This is a genomic window from Microbacterium paraoxydans (genome assembly GCF_019056515.1).
Taxonomy (GTDB): Bacteria; Actinomycetota; Actinomycetes; order Actinomycetales; family Microbacteriaceae; genus Microbacterium.
In genome coordinates this window covers 1,450,508-1,468,663 of sequence record NZ_CP064873.1, presented here as the reverse complement: position 1 = coordinate 1,468,663, position 18,156 = coordinate 1,450,508, and the positions used below count along the sequence as shown (strand labels likewise).

Below are 18,156 nucleotides of genomic sequence, written 5' to 3'. Positions count from 1 at the left end.
AGCTCAGGCGCCCGCGCGGGTGAGGTCGGCGACCTGTACCCGGGACAGCGTCACGCCCGCGCCCTGCATGAGCTCGTCGACGTGGTCGGTCGCGAACGTGTTCACGATCGGCGCGGCGACCGTGCGCTGCGCGAGCAGCCACGCGATGGACACGGCCGCGACAGGCACGGCGAGCTCCGCCGCGACCTGATCCAGCGCACGCAGCACCTTGGTCCCTCGGCGGTTGAGGTGACCCCGGAGCTGCTCGCCGCGGACGCCGCGCGACGCGACCGCCTTCGTCCGGTGACGGCCGGACAGGAATCCGTGCTCCAGCGCGTGGGACGGCGTCACGGCGAGGTTCTGCGCGCCGGCGACGAGCCGCAGGTCGCCCTCGAACGGCTGCCGACGGACGAGGTTGTACGGCGTGTCGATGACCGTGATGCGCGGATATCCCGCCGACGCGAGGATCCGCGCCTCGACGAGCCTCTCCGGCGTGAAGCCGTACGCGCCGAGCGCCCCGATCTTCCCCGCCTCGACGAGCCACTCGACCGTGGCCAGGGTGTCTTCGAGGTTGGTCGTCGCATCCAGCGTGGCGTCCAGGTACAGCACGTCGATGCGCTCGACGCCGAGCCGGGTCAGCGACCCCTCGACGGCACGGACGAGGTTGACCGATCCCAGGCCGGGGTTGTCGGCGTGCGCTCCGATGCGCACGCTCAGGACCACCCGCTCGCGCTGGTCCCGCGACCGCAGCCACTGCCCGAGGATATGCTCGCTCCGCCCGCCGGAGAACCCGTCCGCGGTATGGATGGCGTTGCCGCCGAACTCCACGTAGCGGTCGAGGATGCCGTGGCTCGTCTCGAGATCGACGTTCCATCCGAACTCCGCGGCGCCGAGCATCAGCGGGAACGTCTCGTACCCGGTCTCGCCGAGGGCGGCGCGGATGGACTCCCCCACGCCGGGCCCGACGATCGGGATGGGGGCGGACGGGTGGTCCTCGTGCTCCTGCGGGGCGCGTTCAGCAGGTGTTCCTGCGCCTACGCTGAACAACCGCATACTCTCACCCCCGCCGTGATCGGCCGGAGCCGATCGACATCACTGCTTCGCTGGCACCCCCCGGTGCGTACTTCGAGGGTATGCGACGTGCGCGAACGTCCCGACCAATCCGGGGAACGGCGCGCAAACTTCCCATAACGTTTCGATCACGGCACAGACGACGGAACCCGGGCCCCTCCGACGGAGAGACCCGGGTTCCGTGTCATCCGTTGTCTTACTCGGCGGCGTCCTCGGCCGGAGCCTCGTCCGCAGCGGGCGCATCGTCGAGCACGGGCTCGAGCGACAGCTTGCCGCGGTCGTCGATCTTCGTGATCTTCACGAGGATCTTCTGGCCGACGGAGAGCACGTCCTCGACGTTCTCCACACGCTTGCCACCGGCGAGCTTGCGCACCTCGGTGACGTGCAGCAGACCGTCCTTGCCCGGCAGCAGCGAGATGAAGGCGCCGAAGGTGGCGATCTTCACGACGGTGCCGAGGAACTGCTCGCCGACCTCCGGGTTGGTCGGGTTGGCGATCGCGTTGACCTGGGCACGGGCGGCCTCGGCCGAGGGGCCGTCGGTCGCGCCGATGTAGACGGTGCCGTCCTCCTCGATGGAGATCTGCGCACCGGTCTCGTCCTGGATCGCGTTGATCGTCTTGCCCTTCGGGCCGATCAGCTCGCCGATCTTGTCGACCGGGATCTGGACGCTGATGACGCGTGGCGCGGTGGGTGCCATCTCGTCGGGAGCGTCGATCGCGGCGTTCAGGACGTTGAGGATCGTCAGACGAGCGTCCTTGGCCTGGGTCAGCGCGCCCGCGAGCACCGACGACGGGATGCCGTCGAGCTTCGTGTCGAGCTGGATGGCGGTGACGAACTCGCTCGTGCCGGCGACCTTGAAGTCCATGTCACCGAGCGCGTCCTCCGCACCCAGGATGTCGGTCAGCGCCGCGTACCGGGTCTCCCCGTTGACCTCGTCGGAGACGAGGCCCATCGCGATGCCGGCGACGGGGGCGCGCAGCGGCACACCCGCGTTGAGGAGCGAGAGGGTCGACGCGCAGACGGAGCCCATCGAGGTGGAGCCGTTGGAGCTCAGCGCCTCGGACACCTGACGGATCGCGTACGGGAACTCCTCGCGGCTCGGCAGAACCGGCACCAGAGCGCGCTCGGCGAGGAAGCCGTGCCCGATCTCGCGACGCTTCGGCGAACCCACGCGGCCGGTCTCACCGGTCGAGTAGGGCGGGAAGTTGTAGTGGTGCATGTAGCGCTTGCTGGTCGTGGGCGACAGCGAGTCGATCTGCTGCTCCATCTTGAGCATGTTCAGCGTGGTGACACCCATGATCTGGGTCTCGCCGCGCTGGAAGATCGCGGAGCCGTGCACGCGCGGGATGACCTGCACCTCGGCGTCGAGCGGACGGATGTCCGCCAGCCCGCGGCCGTCGATGCGGGTGCCCTCGGTGAGGATGCGACCACGCACGATCTTCTTCGTGACGGACTTGTACGCCGCGGAGAACTCCAGCGGGGCCGCAGCCGGGAGCGAGCCCGCCTCGGTGGCCTCGATGAGCTCGGCCTTGACGCGGTCCTTGATCGCGTCGTCGGCGTTCTGGCGCTCGGTCTTGTCGGCGATCTGGTAGACGTCGCTCAGCTCGGCGAACGCGCGCTCGGACACGAAGTCGTAGACCTCGTCGCTGTACGCGGGGAAGACCGGGTACACGCCCGGCTCCTTCGACGCGGTGGCGGCGAGCTCGGCCTGGGCCTTGACGAGCTGGGCGATGAACGGCTTCGAGGCCTCGAGGCCCTGGGCCACGATGGTCTCGTCGGGCTTGCTGGCGCCGGCCTTGATCAGGTTCCAGCTGCCCTCGGTCGCCTCGGCCTCGACCATCATGATCGCGACGTCCTCGGAGCCGTCGGCCTTGGTGACCACGCGGCCGGCGACGATGAGGTCGAACACGGCCTCGGAGACCTGCTCGGCGGTCGGGAACGCGACCCACTGGTCCTCGTGCTGACCGTGACCGGGGATGAACGCGAGGCGCACACCGGCGACGGGGCCCGAGAACGGCAGACCCGAGATCTGGGTGGACGCGGACGCGGCGTTGATCGCGAGGGCGTCGTAGAACTCGCCCGGCGCGATCGAGAGGACCGTGATGACGATCTGGACCTCGTTGCGCAGGCCGTCGACGAACGACGGGCGCAGCGGACGGTCGATCAGACGGCAGACCAGGATCGCCTCGGTCGAGGGACGACCCTCACGACGGAAGAACGAGCCGGGGATCTTGCCGGCGGCGTAGGAGCGCTCCTCGACGTCGACCGTCAGCGGGAAGAAGTCGAAGCCCTCACGCGGGTGCTTGCCCGCGCTCGTGGCCGACAGGAGCATGGTCTCGCCGTCCAGGTAGGCGGCGACGGCGCCCTGAGCCTGCTGCGCGAGGCGGCCGGTCTCGAAGCGGATGGTGCGGGTGCCGAAGCGGCCGTTGTCGAGAACGGCCTCGGTGGCGGTGATTTCAGGACCTTCCAAGAGGTCTCTCCTTCTTTGTTTAGACTCGCGAATCCGTGTGACGCGCGAGCGTGTTCAAAGGAGCGGAACGGAAGGGTTCGGGCGCGCGGGCATTCCCGCGAATCTCGCCTGCGCTGGCCACCAGTAGAAAGCCACCCGACCTGCGCCGAGGAACCCACCACAGGGGACCAGCTTCTCCGCCGATCGCTCCATGAGTCGATGTGAAGTTATCGGATGACCGAGGTCACCCTCGACCACACTACCAGCGTGTGCCCGAAGACCCGAGGGCTCCGCGCGCGACCCGGTCCCGACACCCGACCGTCACCCGGTGTTCACCGCGCGTGCGCCGGAGCGAGAGAAGGCTCGGCTGTGCTGAGCGCATGCGGATGTCGGTGATCGGATGCGGGTATCTGGGAGCGGTGCACGCCGCGGCGATGGCCTCGCTCGGGCACGATGTCGTGGGGATCGACGTGGACGAGGGCAAGGTCGCCGACCTCACCGCGGGTGCCGCGCCCTTCTTCGAGCCCGGCCTCGCCGAGCTCCTCGCGGAGGGAGTGCGGTCAGGGCGGTTGCGCTTCGCCGCGGATCCGGCGGCTGCTGCCGGGGCGGAGGTGCACTTCCTCGCGGTCGGCACCCCGCAGTCCGCCTCCGGGCCCGCAGCCGACCTCCGCTTCGTCGACGCGGCGATCGACGGGCTGCTCCCCCACCTGGGACCAGGGGCGGTGGTCGCCGGGAAGTCGACGGTCCCCGTGGGCACCGCGGCCCGTCTCGCCCGTCGGATCGCGGAGACCGGCGCGACGCTCGCCTGGAACCCCGAGTTCCTCCGGGAGGGCTGGGCCGTCCACGACACCCTCCGCCCCGACCGTCTGGTGGTCGGCGCCGAGGACACCCGGCAGGGCGCCGCCGCCGTCGACCTGCTCCGCCGCGTGTACGCCGCGGCGATCGACGCGGGCGCGCCCTTCCTCGTCACCGACCTCGCCACCGCTGAGCTCGTGAAGGGCGCCGCCAACGCGTTCCTCGCGACGAAGATCTCGTTCATCAACGCCATGGCCGAGATCGCCGAGGCGGCCGGAGCGGACGTCACCCTCCTCGCCGAAGCACTCGGACACGACTCGCGCATCGGCCGCCGCTACCTCGGCTCGGGGATCGGGTTCGGGGGCGGCTGCCTGCCCAAGGACATCCGCGCGTTCGCGGCGCGCGCCGAGGAGCTCGGACGCGGGGAGGCCGTCGGGTTCCTCCACGAGGTGGACGCCATCAACCTCCGCCGACGGGATCGGGCGGTGCGCCTTGTGGTGGATGCGCTCGGCGGCCTCGTCTTCGGGAGGAGGATCGCCGTCCTCGGCGCGGCCTTCAAGCCCTTCAGCGACGACGTCCGCGACTCCCCCGCCCTGGAGGTGGCCGTGCGGCTGCGCGGACTGGGCGCCGATGTCGTGGTGACCGACCCCGCGGCGATCGAGAACGCCCGCGCACGGCATCCGCAGCTCGGGTACGCCTCGTCCAGGGACGAGGCCCTGCGGGACGCGGATGCGGTCGTCGTCGTCACGGAGTGGGACGAGTACCGCCGGGAGCTCCATCCCCAGCACGCCGGCGGCCTCGTGCGGGGCCGCATCGTGATCGACGGGCGGAACTGTCTGGACGCCGACGCCTGGCGGGCTGCCGGCTGGACCTACCACGGGATGGGGCGACGCTGAGGCCTCGCGCCCGTCAGACCACGCTGGCGTCCTGCGGCACGGTGGAGCGCCCGAGGTAAACGTAGTCGTCGTGCTTCGCCCGACGCCCGTCTCCCGCGGCGCGGCCGTGCAGTCGTCGCCACACCCACGGGAGCGCGTACTGCCGCCACCAGGCCGCTCGTCCGATCGGCTCGTTCTCGTGCAACGCCGCATCCAGCGCTCCCAGCGCATCGGCGTGCGGTACCCCGAGCACCTCCGCGACGCGATAGGCGAGCACGCGGTGCCCCCGACTGCCGAGATGCACGAGGTCCTCGCCCCAGTGCTGTCGCTCCCCCAGCGCCGGGAGCAGATCCGTGTCGATGAGGATCGCACCGGTCCGCGCAGCGACCCCGGCGAGCGCCGTGGCGAAGGCGGAGAAGCGCCGCGCGTACAGCGCCGCCGCTCGGCGGGCGGGCAGGAACGGCGTGACCAGGATCACGTCGGCACCGGTCGCGCGAAGCCGCCGCACCGCGGTCTCCAGGCTCGCGGCGAGCGCGGGCACGTCGACGCGGTGCCTCACGAGATCGTTGGCACCCACCAGGACGGTGACCAGGTCGGGGCGGAGTTCGCGCGCCCGCTCCAGCTGCGGTCCGCACACGTCGGACACCCGCTTCGACCGGATCGCGAGGTTCGCGTAGTGGAGGCCTCCCCGCGCGGCGAGGAGCAGCGCGAGCCGGTCCGCCCACCCGCGGAGCGCCCCATCGGGTCCGGGGTCGCAGAGCCCCTCGGTCACCGAGTCGCCGAGGGCGACGATCCGCCGCCAGCGGCGCGCGGGGGCGGGCGGGGCCGGCTCCGGCCGGACGAGGCGGCGAGCGCGCAGACGACGGTCCACGGCATGCAGCGTCCGCGCCTCCTCGAAGTGATCCAGGAGCTGATCTCCGAGGTGCGCCCAGCTCCGGCCCTGCACCGCGCTCCAGCCCGCCTCCCCGAACGCCCGACGCCGGCGCTCGTCTCCGGCGAGATCGGTCACGCGACGGCGGAGCTCTGCGAGGTCTCCTGGTCGGTAGAGCCACCCGTCGACGCCGGGCCGGACGAGGTCGAGCGGGCCTCCTCTGCCTGTGGCGACCACGGGGACACCGCTCGCATGGGCCTCCTGGAGTGTCTGCCCGAAGGTCTCGCTCTCCCCCGGATGCACGAAGACGTCGAAGGAGGCCAGCGCCGCCGCGAGCGCCTCCCCGTCGAGCCGCCCGAGGAAGAGGGCGTCGGGAAGCTGCTCCTGCAGCCGCTCCCTCCGGGGGCCGTCTCCGACGATGACGAGACGCGTGCCGGGGATGCCGTGCAGCGCGGCGAGATCCTCCACCTGCTTCTCGGGGGCGAGGCGTCCGACGTAGCCGATGACGGTCTCGGCTCCCCACTCGGCCCGAAGCGCGTCGCTGCGCCGCGAGGGGTGGAAGAGCTCGGCGTCCACACCCCGCCCCCAGGGCCGGATGCGGTCGATGCCGAGCCGGCTCAGCTGCTGTGCCGACTCGGTGGACGGCGCGAGCGTGAGTGTGGCCCTCCTGTGCAGTCGGGCGATGTGGGCATGGGCGATCCCGGTCGTCGCCGCGACGCGATATCTCTCCGTATAGGCGGCCACGTCGGTCTGGTACGCCGCGACCGTTCCGACACCCCCGCGTTCTGCGGCGAGCAGGCCCCGCCACCCGAGCGCGAACGGCGACGCCAGGTGGACGACGTCGGGACGGAAGCGGTCGAGCTCCGCGCCGATCCTCCGAGTGGTCGCCGCGCCCACCCGGACGTCCCGGTACCCCGGGAGCGGGACGCTGGGAATCGCGGTGACAGGCGCGCCGTGCAGCTCCACCGGCATTCCGATCGCGGCCGGAGCGAGCACACAGGAGTCATGCCCTCGGCGCTCCAGGTGACGGAGGATCTGCATCACGGATCCGGTCACACCGTTCATGTGCGGAAGGAAGGACTCGGTGACGATCGCGACTCTCACACCCTCAGGATGGCGGCGCTCCCCGTCCCCGCCGAGGGGAATCGGCGTCGGGCACCGGATGTTCACCGGATGCTGGATCACGGGTCACCGGCTATCCGCGCTCCGGTTCCCGTTCACCGCCCCGGGGTCGGTCGCGACCGACGCGGTGACCCTCGCCGCTCGTCCGGCCGTGCTCTAGGCTCGGGAGCATGAGCACCGAAGAAGGCGCCGGCTCCTCCTCCGAGGACATGAAGCGCAAGTTCAAGGAAGCGCTCGAGAAGAAGAACGCGCACCACCGGCAGGGCGAGGCTCACCTCGACGGCGATTCCGCCGTGCACGCCGCCCACGCCCCGCAGACGCGGCGCGAGTTCCGACGCAAGAGCGGTTGACCGCGAGGATGCGGGAGCCGCTCTCCTGCTCCCGCATCCCCCTCCGCAGACACGGACGTGCCCCGCGCCGGAAGGCACGGGGCACGTCCGTGTCGGGCGGCCGTTCCGGTCACTCCCCGGCGAGACCGCCGAGCATGTGACCGAAGGAGCGTCCCTCGCCCAGGTAGGTGGCGGGGTCGTACGGGTCGACGACGGCGGCGGCATCCCGGCGCGCGACCGCCTCGGCGAGTTCCCTCGCTCCCTTCTCGACCCGCTTCGCCAGCGGCGCGACGTCGTCCCCCGCGCCGCCCCAGTCGCTCGACGCCGCGAAGACGCCCGTCGAGACGGCCTCGGCATGCAGGTAGGCGAACAGCGGACGGATCGCGTAGTCGATCGCGAGCGAGTGCCGCGGCGTTCCCGCGTTCGCTCCGATCAGCACCGGCTTGCCGGTGAGCGCGTCCGGGTCGAGCACGTCGATGAACGACTTGAACAACCCTGAGTAGCTCGTCGAGAAGATCGGGGTGACCGCGATGAGGGCGTCGGCCGAGACGACGGTGTTGATCGCCGTCTCGAGTGCGGGAGGCGCGAAGCCTGTCAGCATGTTGTTCGTGATGTCGTGCGCGTGGTCGCGCAGCTCGATCACGTCGACGGTGGCCTCGATGTCGCGCTCCGCGAGCGCCTTCACGGTCTCCGCGGCCAGCCGGTCGGCGAGCATCCGGGTGGACGAGGGGTTGGACAGCCCCGCCGAGACGACGGCGATGCGACGCGTGGTCATGTCAGGCCTCCTTCCGGCCGAGTCCGAAGGCGGCACCCGCGGGCGCCGGCGTGTCCTGGTAGGGCGAGTCCCCGGTGAGGTTGTCTCCGCGGTTCGCACCGGGGCGCGCCTGCCGCGTGGGCCCGTCGCCGTACGTCGCCTGCACACGCGCGGCGTGGGTCGGCGCGTCGGGCACCGTGGACGGGCGGTCCTTCGCGAGCTCCTTGCGGAGCACCGGCACGACCTCGGAGCCGAGGATGTCGAGCTGCTCGAGGACCGTCTTCAGCGGCAGACCCGCGTGGTCGATGAGGAACAGCTGGCGCTGGTAGTCGCCGTAGTGCTCGCGCATCGCCGCGTACCGGTCGATCACCTGCTGCGGCGATCCCACGGTCAGCGGGGTCATCTCGGTGAAGTCCTCCATGCTGGGGCCGTGACCGTAGACGGGCGCGTTGTCGAAGTACGGGCGGAACTGGTTCACCGCGTCCTGCGACTTCGCGGCCATGAACACCTGGCCGCCGAGACCGACGATCGCCTGCTCGCGCGTGCCGTGGCCGTAGTGCTCGAAGCGCTGACGGTACAGCTCGATGAGCCGCTGGTAGTGCTCCTTCGGCCAGAAGATGTTGTTCGCGAAGAAGCCGTCGCCGTAGTACGCGGCCTGCTCCGCGATCTCCGGGGTGCGGATCGAACCGTGCCACACGAACGGGGCGATGCCGTCGAGCGGACGGGGCGTGGAGGTGAAGCCCTGCAGCGGCGTGCGGAACTTGCCCTCCCAGTCGACGACGTCCTCGCGCCACAGCTTGTGCAGCAGCGCGTAGTTCTCGATCGCGAGCGGAAGGCCCTGACGGATGTCCTGCCCGAACCACGGGTACACCGGGCCGGTGTTGCCGCGGCCCAGCATGAGGTCCATGCGGCCGTCCGAGACGTGCTGCAGCATCGCGTACTCCTCGGCGATGCGCACCGGGTCGTTCGTCGTGATCAGCGTCGTCGAGGTGGAGACGATGAGGCGTTCCGTCTGGGCGGCGAGCGCGGCGAGGAACGTCGTGGGGCTCGACGACCAGAACGGCGGGTTGTGGTGCTCGCCGATGGCGAAGACGTCGAGGCCCACCTCCTCGGCATGCGTGGCGATGGCCAGCGTCGCCTTGATCCGCTCCTGCTCGCTGGGGGTGACTCCCGTGGTGGGGTCGCGGGTGATGTCGCTGACCGACATGATGCCGAACTGCATCGCCTGCGCGCCTGACTGCTCGCTCATGATTGCTCCGTGTTCTCCGAATCGGATGCCGGACATCCGGTTCTATTCATTTGAATGTAATTGGGTCAACGCGTGCACGGCAACTTTATTCCCGACCGGTAGCCTCGGAGAATGAGCACCACCGGGGTCGGCACCACAGGACCCAGCACCGGACCGGTTCCCCGCAGACGCCGCCGCGTGCCCTTCTGGGACAACGCCCGCTACGCCTGCATCGTCCTCGTCGTGCTGGGCCATGCCATCCAGCGCCTCAGCTACGACTCGGACATCGCCTTCGCCTTCTATCTGGCGCTCTACGCGTTCCACATGCCGGCGTTCGCCATCATCTCGGGCTACTTCTCCAAGTCGGGCTCCCCCACCCGGACGCAGATGGCCCGCGTCATCACCGACATCATCCTCCCCTACGTCATCTTCGAGGCGCTCTGGACGCTCACGAAGTGGCTCGTGGAGGGAGAGACCACCCCGAACCCGACGCAGCCCAGCTGGACGCTCTGGTTCCTGCTCGCGCTCGGGATCTTCCGTCTCGTCCTCCCGTACCTCGCGCTCCTGCGCTGGCCGCTGCTGTGGACGATCGTGATCTCCATCGGCGCCGGCTACCTGCCGAACGTCGACAGCACGTTCTCACTCTCCCGGACCCTGGGCCTGCTGCCGTTCTTCACCCTGGGCTGGTGGCTCCGGGAGAAGAACGTCGTCGACCGCCTCCGCCTCCTCGACGTCCGCCCGTGGTGGAGCCGCGTCCTCGCGCTCGTCGTCCTCGGCACGGCCGGATGGGCGGCGTGGAACTGGCTGCCGCTGTGGCAGGCGGTCGACCTGCGGCACTGGCTGTTCTACGAGGACTCCTACGTCGACCTCGTCGGCGACCAGTGGTGGGCCGGCGGCATCCGCATCCTGCTCATGCTGCTCGCGGTCGTGCTGTGCGCCGCCTTCTTCGCCCTCATCCCCCGCGGCGCGTACTGGTGGACCACGTTCGGTCAGTACACGATGTACGTATACCTCCTGCACTCCTTCGTGCTCTACCCGTTCCGCGAGAGCGGCGTGCTGCGCGACCTCGAGCCGACCTGGTTCTGGCTCCCTGCGGTCACGGCGCTCTCGGTGGTCCTCGCACTGCTGCTCGCGACCAAGCCCGTGCGGCGGGTGTTCCGTCCGCTCGTGGAGCCGCGGCCGCGGTGGCTGTTCGCCGATCCCGAGCTCGCGTCGCGGGAAGGTCGCCGCAACGACCCGACCGGCTCCCGGCGTCCGCGATGACAGCCGCCCGCCCCGCGTCCGAGGTCCGGGACCGGCTCGTCGCCATCGCCGACTCCCAGGGGTTCGCCGCGCACGGGCTCCACGTGCGCATCGGCGATGACACCGCGGATCACCGCTGGACGCCCGACGTCCGTGAGGACGTGCACTCGATCGCGAAGGGCGTCTGCGTGCTGGCCGCCGCCCTCGCCGCCGACGACGGACTGATCCGCCTGGACGACCCCGTCGCCACCCTCCTGCCGGAGCACGAACTCGGCGAGGGCGTCGCTCGCGTCACCCTGCGTCATCTGCTGTCGATGTCGAGCGGCATCGACCTGCCGTGGTCCGAGACGCTGATGACGGACTGGCCGGATCTGGCCCGCGAGTTCCTGCGACGGCCGTCGCGCGGGCGTGTGTTCCAGTACTCCAACGCGAGCACCTACACCGCGATGACCGCCCTCGCGACCCGCGTGGGCGACGTCGGCGACTACCTCTCGACGCGCCTCTTCGCCCCGCTCGGCATCGAGGCCGTGCTCTGGTCGAGATGCCCGAACGGACGCATCGAGGCGGGTGGCGGCCTGCCGCTCCGCACCGAGGAGGTCGCGCGCCTGGGGCTGCTCATCCGCGATCGCGGCTCCTGGCAGGGACGTCGACTCGTCGCCCCGGAGTGGATCGACGCCATGCACGAGGACGGCGTCGTCGCGGGCGTCAATCCGGGCTACGACCGCTATGCGCTCGCGGGCTGGCAGGGCCCGGGGCGGGCGTGGCGGCTGCACGGGGCCCACGGCCAGCTGCTGCTCTTCCTCGGCGACGCGGTGGTGACGGTGACCGCCCACGATCACGCCGGAGCGGATGCGTTCGCCGCGGACGCCGTCGCCGTCCTCGAAGACGTCGCTGCCGGCTGAGTCTGCTCAGGCGAACAGCTCCGCCCCCACGTACGAACCCGGTCGCGCTCCCGGCGGGATGGCCCAGATGCCCGAGCCCACGTGACGGATGTACTCGTTGAGACGGTCGGTCGACAGGCGGCGCTGCAGGCTGATGAACTGGGCGGGATCACGCTGGTAGGACAGGAAGAACAGCCCGGCGTCGAGTCGTCCCAGGGCGTTGTTGCCGTCGACGTAGTTGTACCCGCGGCGCAGGATGCGGATGCCGTCGTTCTGCTCCGGATGCGCGAGCCGGACGTGACTGTTCGCATCGATCTCCGTGCCGCGGAAGTCGGGGGCCGTGAACTCGTCGCCTCCGGAGAGCGGTGCCCCGACCCCCTTGTCCCGTCCGATGATCGTGTCCTGCTCGGCCAGGCGCACCCGGTCCCAGGTCTCGATGAGCATGGCGATCTTCCGGGCGACCAGATACGAACCGCCGGCCATCCAGGACGGCTCGTCACCCCCGGCGACCCAGACGTGCTCGGCGAGCGCCGCGGTGTCGTCGGCGAGGATGTTGGCCGTGCCGTCCTTGAAGCCGAAGAGGTTCCGGGGCGTGGCCTGACTTGCCGTCGTGCGCGAGGTCTTGCCGAATCCGAGCTGCGACCAGCGCAGGCGGGCCCGCCCGAACGCGATGCGGCTGAGGTTGCGGATCGCGTGCACGGCGACCTGGGGGTCGTCGGCACAGGCCTGGATGCACAGGTCGCCGTGCGACGCCGCCGGATCGAGGTCGTCCCCGAGGAAGGCGGGGAGCCGTGCGAGGCCGGACGGACGCCGAGCGGCGAGACCGTAGCGATCGCCGTCCTCGTTCTCGAACAGCCCCGGACCGAACCCGAACGTGAGGGTCAGGCCCGCGGCGGGGAGCCCCAGCGCCTCCCCCGTGTCATCCGGGGGCGCTTCGGCGGGACCGTTCACCGCGCCGCTCGCACTCACCTCCAGCCCCTGCGTCATCCGCGCCGCGGCGTACGACCAGTCCTGCAACAGGGAGATGAGGTCGTCCCGATCGGTGCGGGGCATCATGTCGAAGCTCGCGAAGTGCAGGTGGTCCTGCACGGGCGTCGTGATGCCGGCCTGGTGCGCGCCGAAGAACTCGTACCGCGACTCGGCGTCCTCGGCGGCACGCGCCCGCCCGAGCGCCATGCCTCCGGCCGTCCCGGCCCCCAGCCCGACGGCCAGGCCGGCGACACCACCGCCGACGGCCAGCCCGAGCAGCCCGCGGCGGCTGAGACCGCCGCCGGAGGGCTCCGACGGCAGGGCCGCCGGCGCCTCCCGGGCGACGGATTCCGACTCGTTCACGTCCGTGCTCCTCCGTGTGCCGTCGTCAGTCGAGCACCGTGCCGGTGAGCTGCGAGAGCGGCTCGGCGAGCGCGTTGATGAGGTCGGTGAATTCGCGCTTGTCGGCATCGGTCAGCTCGCCGTACCCCACGAAGCCCTCGGCGAGCGAGCCGTGCGCGGCGAGGGACTCCTCGAGGGCGGTGTATCCGGTCTCGATCTCGGAGACGAGGGCCTCGCCGTCGTCGCCCTGCGCCGCGGCGAAGTCCTGCACCAGCGAGAAGGCCATCTTGGAGCCCTCGACGTTCGCGGCGAAGTCGAAGAGATCCGTGCCGGACCACCAGTCCTCCTCGCCGGAGATCTTGCCGGTGGCCACCTCGTCGAGCAGTGCGATCGCGCCGTTCGAGATGCCGCCGATCCCCTGGTCATCCAGCGCGGTGGTGAAGTCGTCCGAGTGCACGTAGTCGTACAGCTCCTGCACGTCGGCCAGGAGCAGGTCGCCGTAATCGGCGCGCTCCGCGGGCGTGGACGGCGCCCAGTCCTGCCATGCCGGGGTCTCTCCGTCGGCGTTCAGTGCGTCCTTCGCCGGCGCCCAGAGGTCCTTCTCGATGCGGTGGAAGCCGGTCCAGTCCAGGCCCTCCGCCACCGCATCGACCTCTCGGTAGTCGATCCGCGGGTCGAGGTCTCCGAGCGCCTCGGCGACGGGCTCGATGCGCTCGTAGAACGCCCTCGTCTGCGGGAAGAGCGTACGGGCGGTCTCGTCGTCGCCGGACTCGTAGGCGGTCACGAGGTCTTCCACGGCCGGCACGAGCTGCCCGACCTGATCCTTCACGAACGCCCCGTAGAGATCGACGGCCTTCTGCTTCTGCTCGGCGTCGGGGCCGTCCACCGCCACGCGGTCTCCGGTCACCGTGAACGACGCCCGGCCGACACCGTCGCCGACCATGCCCGGCTTGCAGAGCGTGAAGTACTCGCCCGGCTGGGCGACCACCGTGAGGGTGCGGGACGCGGCCGGGGCGATGTTCTCGACCTCGCCGACGATCCGCAGTCCGTCCTCGGCCAGCAGGTAGAACTCGGAGACCTGATCGGTGTCGTTCGTCACATCGAACGTCAGCGTCCCGCTCTTCGCGGTGGACGCGGAGACGGCGCAGTCCGTGGCGGTGGATGAGACGTCGAACGCCGCCGTCGCCTGGGCATCGCTCTTCGCGACGCAGCCGCTGAGGAGGAGGACGGCGGTACCCGCGGCGGCTGCCGCGGCGAGGACCCGGTGCGAGGTGATCATGCTGCTCCTTGCTGTGTGAGGGAAGACGTCGGGGTGGCGGCGGAGGCGCCGCGCGTCGAAGGGCGTGCCGAGCGCAGGCCGCGGAGGTAGAGCCCGCCCACGACGAGGATGTAGAGACCCCAGGCGAGCACCTGCAGCCAGGTCATGGCGGGCATGAAGCCGACCGTGGCCTGCAGGACGGAGGCCAGCGCGCCGCCGGGAGCGATCGCCGCCGACACGTCGAACGCCCAGCCGAACGGGAAGCCGGCCGCGCCCACGGCGACGGCGCCGGTGACCGGGTCGAGCGGAGCGGCGGCGGTGAACGGGCCAGGAAGGGCGCCCGCCTCCTGCAGATCCATCAGCGCGTAGGCGAGGACGCCGGCCGCGACGATCACGAGGAAGCCGCCCGTCCAGGCGAAGAAGCGGCGCAGGTCCAGGCGCAGCGCCCCGCGGGAGATGAGCCAGCCGAGCACGACGGCCACGGAGAGTCCCAGGAGCGCGCCGACGAGGGCCGAGGGGGCGTCGCCGAAGGACTGCACCATCGACCACAGCAGCAGCGTGGTCTCGATCCCCTCGCGGGCGACGGAGACGAAGCCGATCGCGATGAGCGCCCAGAGACCACCCACCGTCAGCGCGCGATCGATGCCGCCCTCCAGAGTCGCCTTCATGGTGCGGCCGGCGCGCTGCATCCAGAAGATCATCCACGTCACCATCGCCACCGCGACGAGGGACAACCCGCCGCCGATCAGCTCCTGCGCCTGGAAGGTCAGTTCGTAGGCCCCGAAGGTCAGGATCGCGCCGATGCCCAGAGCGAGGGCGATCGCGAGACCGACCCCGGCCCACATCTTCGGCAGCGCGTCCCGGCGACCGAGACGGCGGAGGTAGGCGACGAGGATGCCGACGACGAGCGCGGCTTCGAGACCCTCGCGGAGTCCGATGAGGAAGGTGGCGAGCACGGGAGACACTCTCTGACTGACGACTGAGGTAAGGCATCCCTTACCACCGAGACTCTAGCACCGCAACCGGCGCCGCCCCGACACCACCGCCGGAGGTAATGGAGTGCAACAGAGCGTCCTCCGGCCACATCCCCGACATAGCCTCGGTCCATGGCTGAACTCTCGCTCCCCATCCTCGACCTGTCCCAGCTCGACGACGGCCCCGAGGCCGCGGCGCGCTTCCGCGACGACCTCCGCGCGGCCACTCACGACGTCGGCTTCTTCTACCTGACCGGCACCGGGATCTCACCGGAACTCGAGGCGCGGCTGCACCAGGCGGCCCTCGACTTCTTCGCCCTGCCGGAGGAGGACAAGCTCGCGATCGAGAACGTCAACAGCCCGCACTTCCGCGGCTACACCCGGATCGGCGGGGAACGGACGCAGGGCAAGGTCGACTGGCGCGAGCAGATCGACATCGGCCCCGAGCGCGAGCCGGTGGACGGCGGCCCCGCCTTCAACCGCCTCATCGGCCCCAACCTCTGGCCGGCCGCCCAGCCCGAGCTGAAGCAGGTCGTCACCGAGTGGCACGACGCCCTGACGGAGATCGCCCGCAAGCTCCTGCGCGCCTGGGCCCTCACTCTCGGGGCCGAGGAGACCTACTTCGACGAGACGTTCCGCGATCCGTCCACCCTGATCAAGATCGTGCGGTACCCGGGCACGAACGAGCCGGAACCGCAGCAGGGCGTCGGCGCGCACAAGGACTCCGGGGTGCTGACGCTGCTCTGGGTCGAGCCCGGCAAGGGCGGGCTCCAGGTCGAGCGTGACGGCGAGTGGGTGTCGGCTCCCCCGGTTCCCGGCGCCTTCGTCGTCAACATCGGCGAGCTGCTCGAGTACGCCACCGGCGGCTACCTCAAGGCGACGAACCACCGGGTGATCTCGCCGCGGGCGCCCGAGGAGCGCATCTCGATCCCGTTCTTCTTCAACCCCGCCCTCGACCAGCAACTGCCGTTGCTCGAGCTCCCCGCCGACCTCGCCGCCGAGGCCACCGGAGTCACCGAGGACCCGAGCAATCCGATCCACGCGACCTACGGCGAGAACGCCATGAAGTCCCGCCTGCGGGCGCACCCCGACGTGGCGGCCATCCACCACCCCGACCTGGTGCAGGCGCCCGCCTGAGCGGATCCACACCGTCCGGACATGACGAAGGCCGCCCCACACCGTGGGGCGGCCTTCTCAAGAATGTTCTGCGCAATTGAACGCTGGGTCCGTGGTGCCTTATCGGCGAAGACCAAGGCGTGCGATCAGCGAGCGGTACCGCTCGATGTCGACGCTCTGGAGGTAGCCGAGCAGACGACGGCGCTGACCCACGAGCAGGAACAGACCACGACGCGAGTGGTGGTCGTGCTTGTGCTCCTTCAGGTGCTCGGTGAGGTCCTTGATGCGCTGCGTCAGCATCGCGGCCTGCACCTCGGGGGATCCGGTGTCACCGGGGTGCGTCGCGTACTCTTCGATGATCGCCTTCTTGACGTCTGCTTCCAGTGCCATAGATTCGATCCCCTCTCTGCTTGTTGCGCGGCGCCCGACGCCTGATGCGTGAGCTCTCTTTATCCGCGGCCGATCGAACGGCAACCTGACGAGTCTACCAGCCCGAACGACCACGACGGGACACGGGGTCCGGAGCGGGGCGCACCGGTCAACTAGGCTCGGGATGTGCAGAAGAAGATCGCCCTGTGAGCTCCCGACGCGGCCATCTGATCGACCTCACCCCGCTGAAGGCGAGCCCGGCCTTCGCCCGGATGTGGATCGGCTCGACGCTCGCCGGCATCGGCGGTCAGCTCACCATCGTGACCGTGATGCTGCACGTGTTCGAACTGACCGAGAGCACGTTCGCCGTCTCGATGATCGCCGTCGCCGGTCTCCTCCCGATGATCCTCGCCGGTCTGTACGGCGGCATGCTCGCCGACGCGTTCGACCGCCGGCGGGTCGCGCTGATCGCGGCCACCGTGACGTTCGCCTCCACCGCGCTCCTCGCCGCGCTCACGTGGACGGGGACGGAGACGATCTGGTGGCTGTACGCGCTGAGCATCGTGAATTCGGCGGCGAACTCGGTCGGCATGGCCACCCGGACGGCGATCGTCCCCCGGCTCATCCCCCGCCGCATGCTCGCCGCCGCGTCCGCGCTCAACGGCGTCGCCTTCGGACTCACGGTCATGGCCGGCCCCGCGCTGGCCGGACTCCTCGTGGCCCTCACCGGGTACGGCTGGACGTACACGATCGACGTCGTGCTCATGCTGTCGATGTTCCTCGGACTGTGGACCCTCCCCGCCCTGCGCCCCGAAGGCGACACCGTGCGCCCCGGTCTCGCCTCACTCGTCGACGGCTGGCGCTTCCTCCGCCGGGCGGGCAACATCCGGATGCAGTACGTCATGGACATCATCGCGATGACCTTCGGGCAGCCGCTCGTGCTCTTCCCGGCGCTGGGCACCGTGATCCTCGGCGGCGGGGCGTTCACGACCGGCATCCTCACGGCGGCGGTCGCCGTCGGCACCTTCTCCTCGAGCCTGTTCTCCGGCCGCGTGGTGCAGTACCGGTGGCACGGTCGTGGGATCGCCCGTGCCATCGAGGCCTACGGCGCCGCGATCGCCCTGTTCGGCGTCGTCCTCCTGATCGGCGCCTTCTCCGCGACGCCCGCCGGCGAGGACCGGCCGCACGTCCTCCTCATCGTCGCCGCCTGCGTGGCGCTCGCGCTCTCCGGCGCCTCGGACAACATCAGCTCGATCTATCGCAACACCATGATGCAGGCGGCAGTGCCCGACGCCATGCGCGGACGCCTGCAGGGGCTCTTCGTCGTCGTGGTGACCGGCGGCCCCCGCGTCGGCGCCCTCTACGCCGGGACCCTCGCGACGCTGACGTCGCTGTGGTTCCCCCCGCTGCTCGGCGGCATCCTCGTGATCGTGCTCGTCGCCCTCCTCGCCCGTCGGCACCCGCGGTTCCGCGCCTACGACGCAGAGAACCCCGAGCCCTGACAGGCCCGGGGTTCGGAGAGGTCTGCGCGC

General features: G+C 70.6%; 15 protein-coding genes. 6 read left to right on the top strand and 9 right to left on the bottom strand.

Annotated elements, in window-relative coordinates:
- Positions 1–3: 3 nt before the first annotated feature.
- Both IZR02_RS06860 and IZR02_RS06855 read right to left on the bottom strand, forming a co-directional pair.
- On the bottom strand, positions 4–1,032 hold the full coding sequence (locus IZR02_RS06860; RefSeq protein ID WP_025103211.1) for an aldo/keto reductase: 1,029 nt from the start codon (positions 1,030–1,032) through the stop codon (positions 4–6).
- Positions 1,033–1,246: 214 nt separating this feature from the next.
- A complete protein-coding gene (locus IZR02_RS06855; RefSeq protein ID WP_025103210.1) occupies positions 1,247–3,520 on the bottom strand; it encodes a polyribonucleotide nucleotidyltransferase in 2,274 nt (757 codons plus the stop codon).
- A 359-nt stretch (positions 3,521–3,879) separates the two neighbouring features.
- Here IZR02_RS06855 and IZR02_RS06850 point away from each other — a divergent pair, with 359 nt between their 5' ends.
- Complete coding sequence (locus IZR02_RS06850) at positions 3,880–5,190, top strand: UDP-glucose dehydrogenase family protein (protein ID WP_025103209.1); 1,311 nt, start codon at positions 3,880–3,882, stop codon at positions 5,188–5,190.
- Positions 5,191–5,203: 13 nt separating this feature from the next.
- Here the strand turns inward: IZR02_RS06850 and IZR02_RS06845 are convergent, their stop codons facing one another.
- A complete protein-coding gene (locus tag IZR02_RS06845; RefSeq protein ID WP_025103208.1) occupies positions 5,204–7,144 on the bottom strand; it encodes a GDSL-type esterase/lipase family protein in 1,941 nt (646 codons plus the stop codon).
- Positions 7,145–7,332: 188 nt separating this feature from the next.
- On the opposite strand from IZR02_RS06845, the gene IZR02_RS06840 reads away from it, so the two are divergent.
- Positions 7,333–7,512 carry a DUF5302 domain-containing protein gene (locus IZR02_RS06840; protein ID WP_025103207.1) on the top strand — a complete coding sequence of 60 codons (180 nt, stop codon included), beginning with the start codon at positions 7,333–7,335 and terminating at the stop codon, positions 7,510–7,512.
- A 109-nt stretch (positions 7,513–7,621) separates the two neighbouring features.
- Here the strand turns inward: IZR02_RS06840 and IZR02_RS06835 are convergent, their stop codons facing one another.
- Both IZR02_RS06835 and IZR02_RS06830 read right to left on the bottom strand, forming a co-directional pair.
- Positions 7,622–8,266 (bottom strand): FMN reductase, encoded by a 645-nt coding sequence (locus tag IZR02_RS06835; RefSeq protein WP_025103206.1) that lies wholly within the window; start codon positions 8,264–8,266, stop codon positions 7,622–7,624.
- A gap of 1 nt (position 8,267) precedes the next feature.
- The gene (locus IZR02_RS06830; protein WP_025103205.1) at positions 8,268–9,494 is read right to left on the bottom strand and encodes an LLM class flavin-dependent oxidoreductase; all 1,227 of its coding nucleotides are present in this window, start codon (positions 9,492–9,494) and stop codon (positions 8,268–8,270) included.
- Between the two features lie 111 nt (positions 9,495–9,605).
- Between IZR02_RS06830 and IZR02_RS06825 the strand changes: the two genes are divergently transcribed.
- The gene (locus tag IZR02_RS06825; RefSeq protein ID WP_025103204.1) at positions 9,606–10,736 is read left to right on the top strand and encodes an acyltransferase family protein; all 1,131 of its coding nucleotides are present in this window, start codon (positions 9,606–9,608) and stop codon (positions 10,734–10,736) included.
- Positions 10,733–11,617, top strand: a complete 885-nt coding sequence (locus IZR02_RS06820) for a serine hydrolase domain-containing protein (protein ID WP_025103203.1) — start codon at positions 10,733–10,735, stop codon at positions 11,615–11,617. Before IZR02_RS06825 ends, IZR02_RS06820 begins: the two co-directional genes overlap by 4 nt.
- Before the next feature lie 6 nt (positions 11,618–11,623).
- Here IZR02_RS06820 and efeB read toward each other — a convergent pair whose 3' ends face one another.
- The 3 genes from efeB to efeU all read right to left on the bottom strand — a co-directional run bounded on the left by efeB (position 11,624) and on the right by efeU (position 15,121).
- Positions 11,624–12,886, bottom strand: coding sequence for an iron uptake transporter deferrochelatase/peroxidase subunit (gene efeB, locus IZR02_RS06815; RefSeq protein WP_115642552.1), 1,263 nt, complete (start codon positions 12,884–12,886; stop codon positions 11,624–11,626).
- 67 nt (positions 12,887–12,953) lie between these two features.
- Positions 12,954–14,186: an iron uptake system protein EfeO gene (gene efeO / locus IZR02_RS06810; protein WP_029989215.1), complete on the bottom strand. Its 1,233-nt coding sequence runs from the start codon at positions 14,184–14,186 to the stop codon at positions 12,954–12,956.
- Entirely contained in the window at positions 14,183–15,121 is a 939-nt protein-coding gene (efeU, locus tag IZR02_RS06805) for an iron uptake transporter permease EfeU (RefSeq protein WP_025103200.1), read from the bottom strand. The genes efeO and efeU overlap by 4 nt, the downstream gene beginning before the upstream one ends.
- A gap of 150 nt (positions 15,122–15,271) precedes the next feature.
- Here efeU and IZR02_RS06800 point away from each other — a divergent pair, with 150 nt between their 5' ends.
- A complete protein-coding gene (locus IZR02_RS06800) occupies positions 15,272–16,276 on the top strand; it encodes an isopenicillin N synthase family dioxygenase (RefSeq protein ID WP_025103199.1) in 1,005 nt (334 codons plus the stop codon).
- A gap of 99 nt (positions 16,277–16,375) precedes the next feature.
- Here the strand turns inward: IZR02_RS06800 and rpsO are convergent, their stop codons facing one another.
- Positions 16,376–16,645, bottom strand: coding sequence for a 30S ribosomal protein S15 (rpsO, locus tag IZR02_RS06795; protein ID WP_017203073.1), 270 nt, complete (start codon positions 16,643–16,645; stop codon positions 16,376–16,378).
- Positions 16,646–16,830: 185 nt separating this feature from the next.
- Here rpsO and IZR02_RS06790 point away from each other — a divergent pair, with 185 nt between their 5' ends.
- Complete coding sequence (locus tag IZR02_RS06790; protein ID WP_025103198.1) at positions 16,831–18,126, top strand: MFS transporter; 1,296 nt, start codon at positions 16,831–16,833, stop codon at positions 18,124–18,126.
- Positions 18,127–18,156: the final 30 nt, after the last annotated feature.

Bases quoted from the DNA above. Each gene is read 5' to 3' on its own strand.
- IZR02_RS06860 (WP_025103211.1), bottom strand. From the start codon at position 1,032: ATGCGGTTGTTCAGCGTAGGCGCAGGAACACCTGCTGAACGCGCCCCG.
- IZR02_RS06840 (WP_025103207.1), top strand. From the start codon at position 7,333: ATGAGCACCGAAGAAGGCGCCGGCTCCTCCTCCGAGGACATGAAGCGC.
- IZR02_RS06850 (WP_025103209.1), top strand. From the start codon at position 3,880: ATGCGGATGTCGGTGATCGGATGCGGGTATCTGGGAGCGGTGCACGCC.
- IZR02_RS06835 (WP_025103206.1), bottom strand. From the start codon at position 8,266: ATGACCACGCGTCGCATCGCCGTCGTCTCGGCGGGGCTGTCCAACCCC.
- IZR02_RS06820 (WP_025103203.1), top strand. From the start codon at position 10,733: ATGACAGCCGCCCGCCCCGCGTCCGAGGTCCGGGACCGGCTCGTCGCC.
- IZR02_RS06800 (WP_025103199.1), top strand. From the start codon at position 15,272: ATGGCTGAACTCTCGCTCCCCATCCTCGACCTGTCCCAGCTCGACGAC.
- IZR02_RS06825 (WP_025103204.1), top strand. From the start codon at position 9,606: ATGAGCACCACCGGGGTCGGCACCACAGGACCCAGCACCGGACCGGTT.
- efeO (WP_029989215.1), bottom strand. From the start codon at position 14,186: ATGATCACCTCGCACCGGGTCCTCGCCGCGGCAGCCGCCGCGGGTACC.
- rpsO (WP_017203073.1), bottom strand. From the start codon at position 16,645: ATGGCACTGGAAGCAGACGTCAAGAAGGCGATCATCGAAGAGTACGCG.
- IZR02_RS06830 (WP_025103205.1), bottom strand. From the start codon at position 9,494: ATGAGCGAGCAGTCAGGCGCGCAGGCGATGCAGTTCGGCATCATGTCG.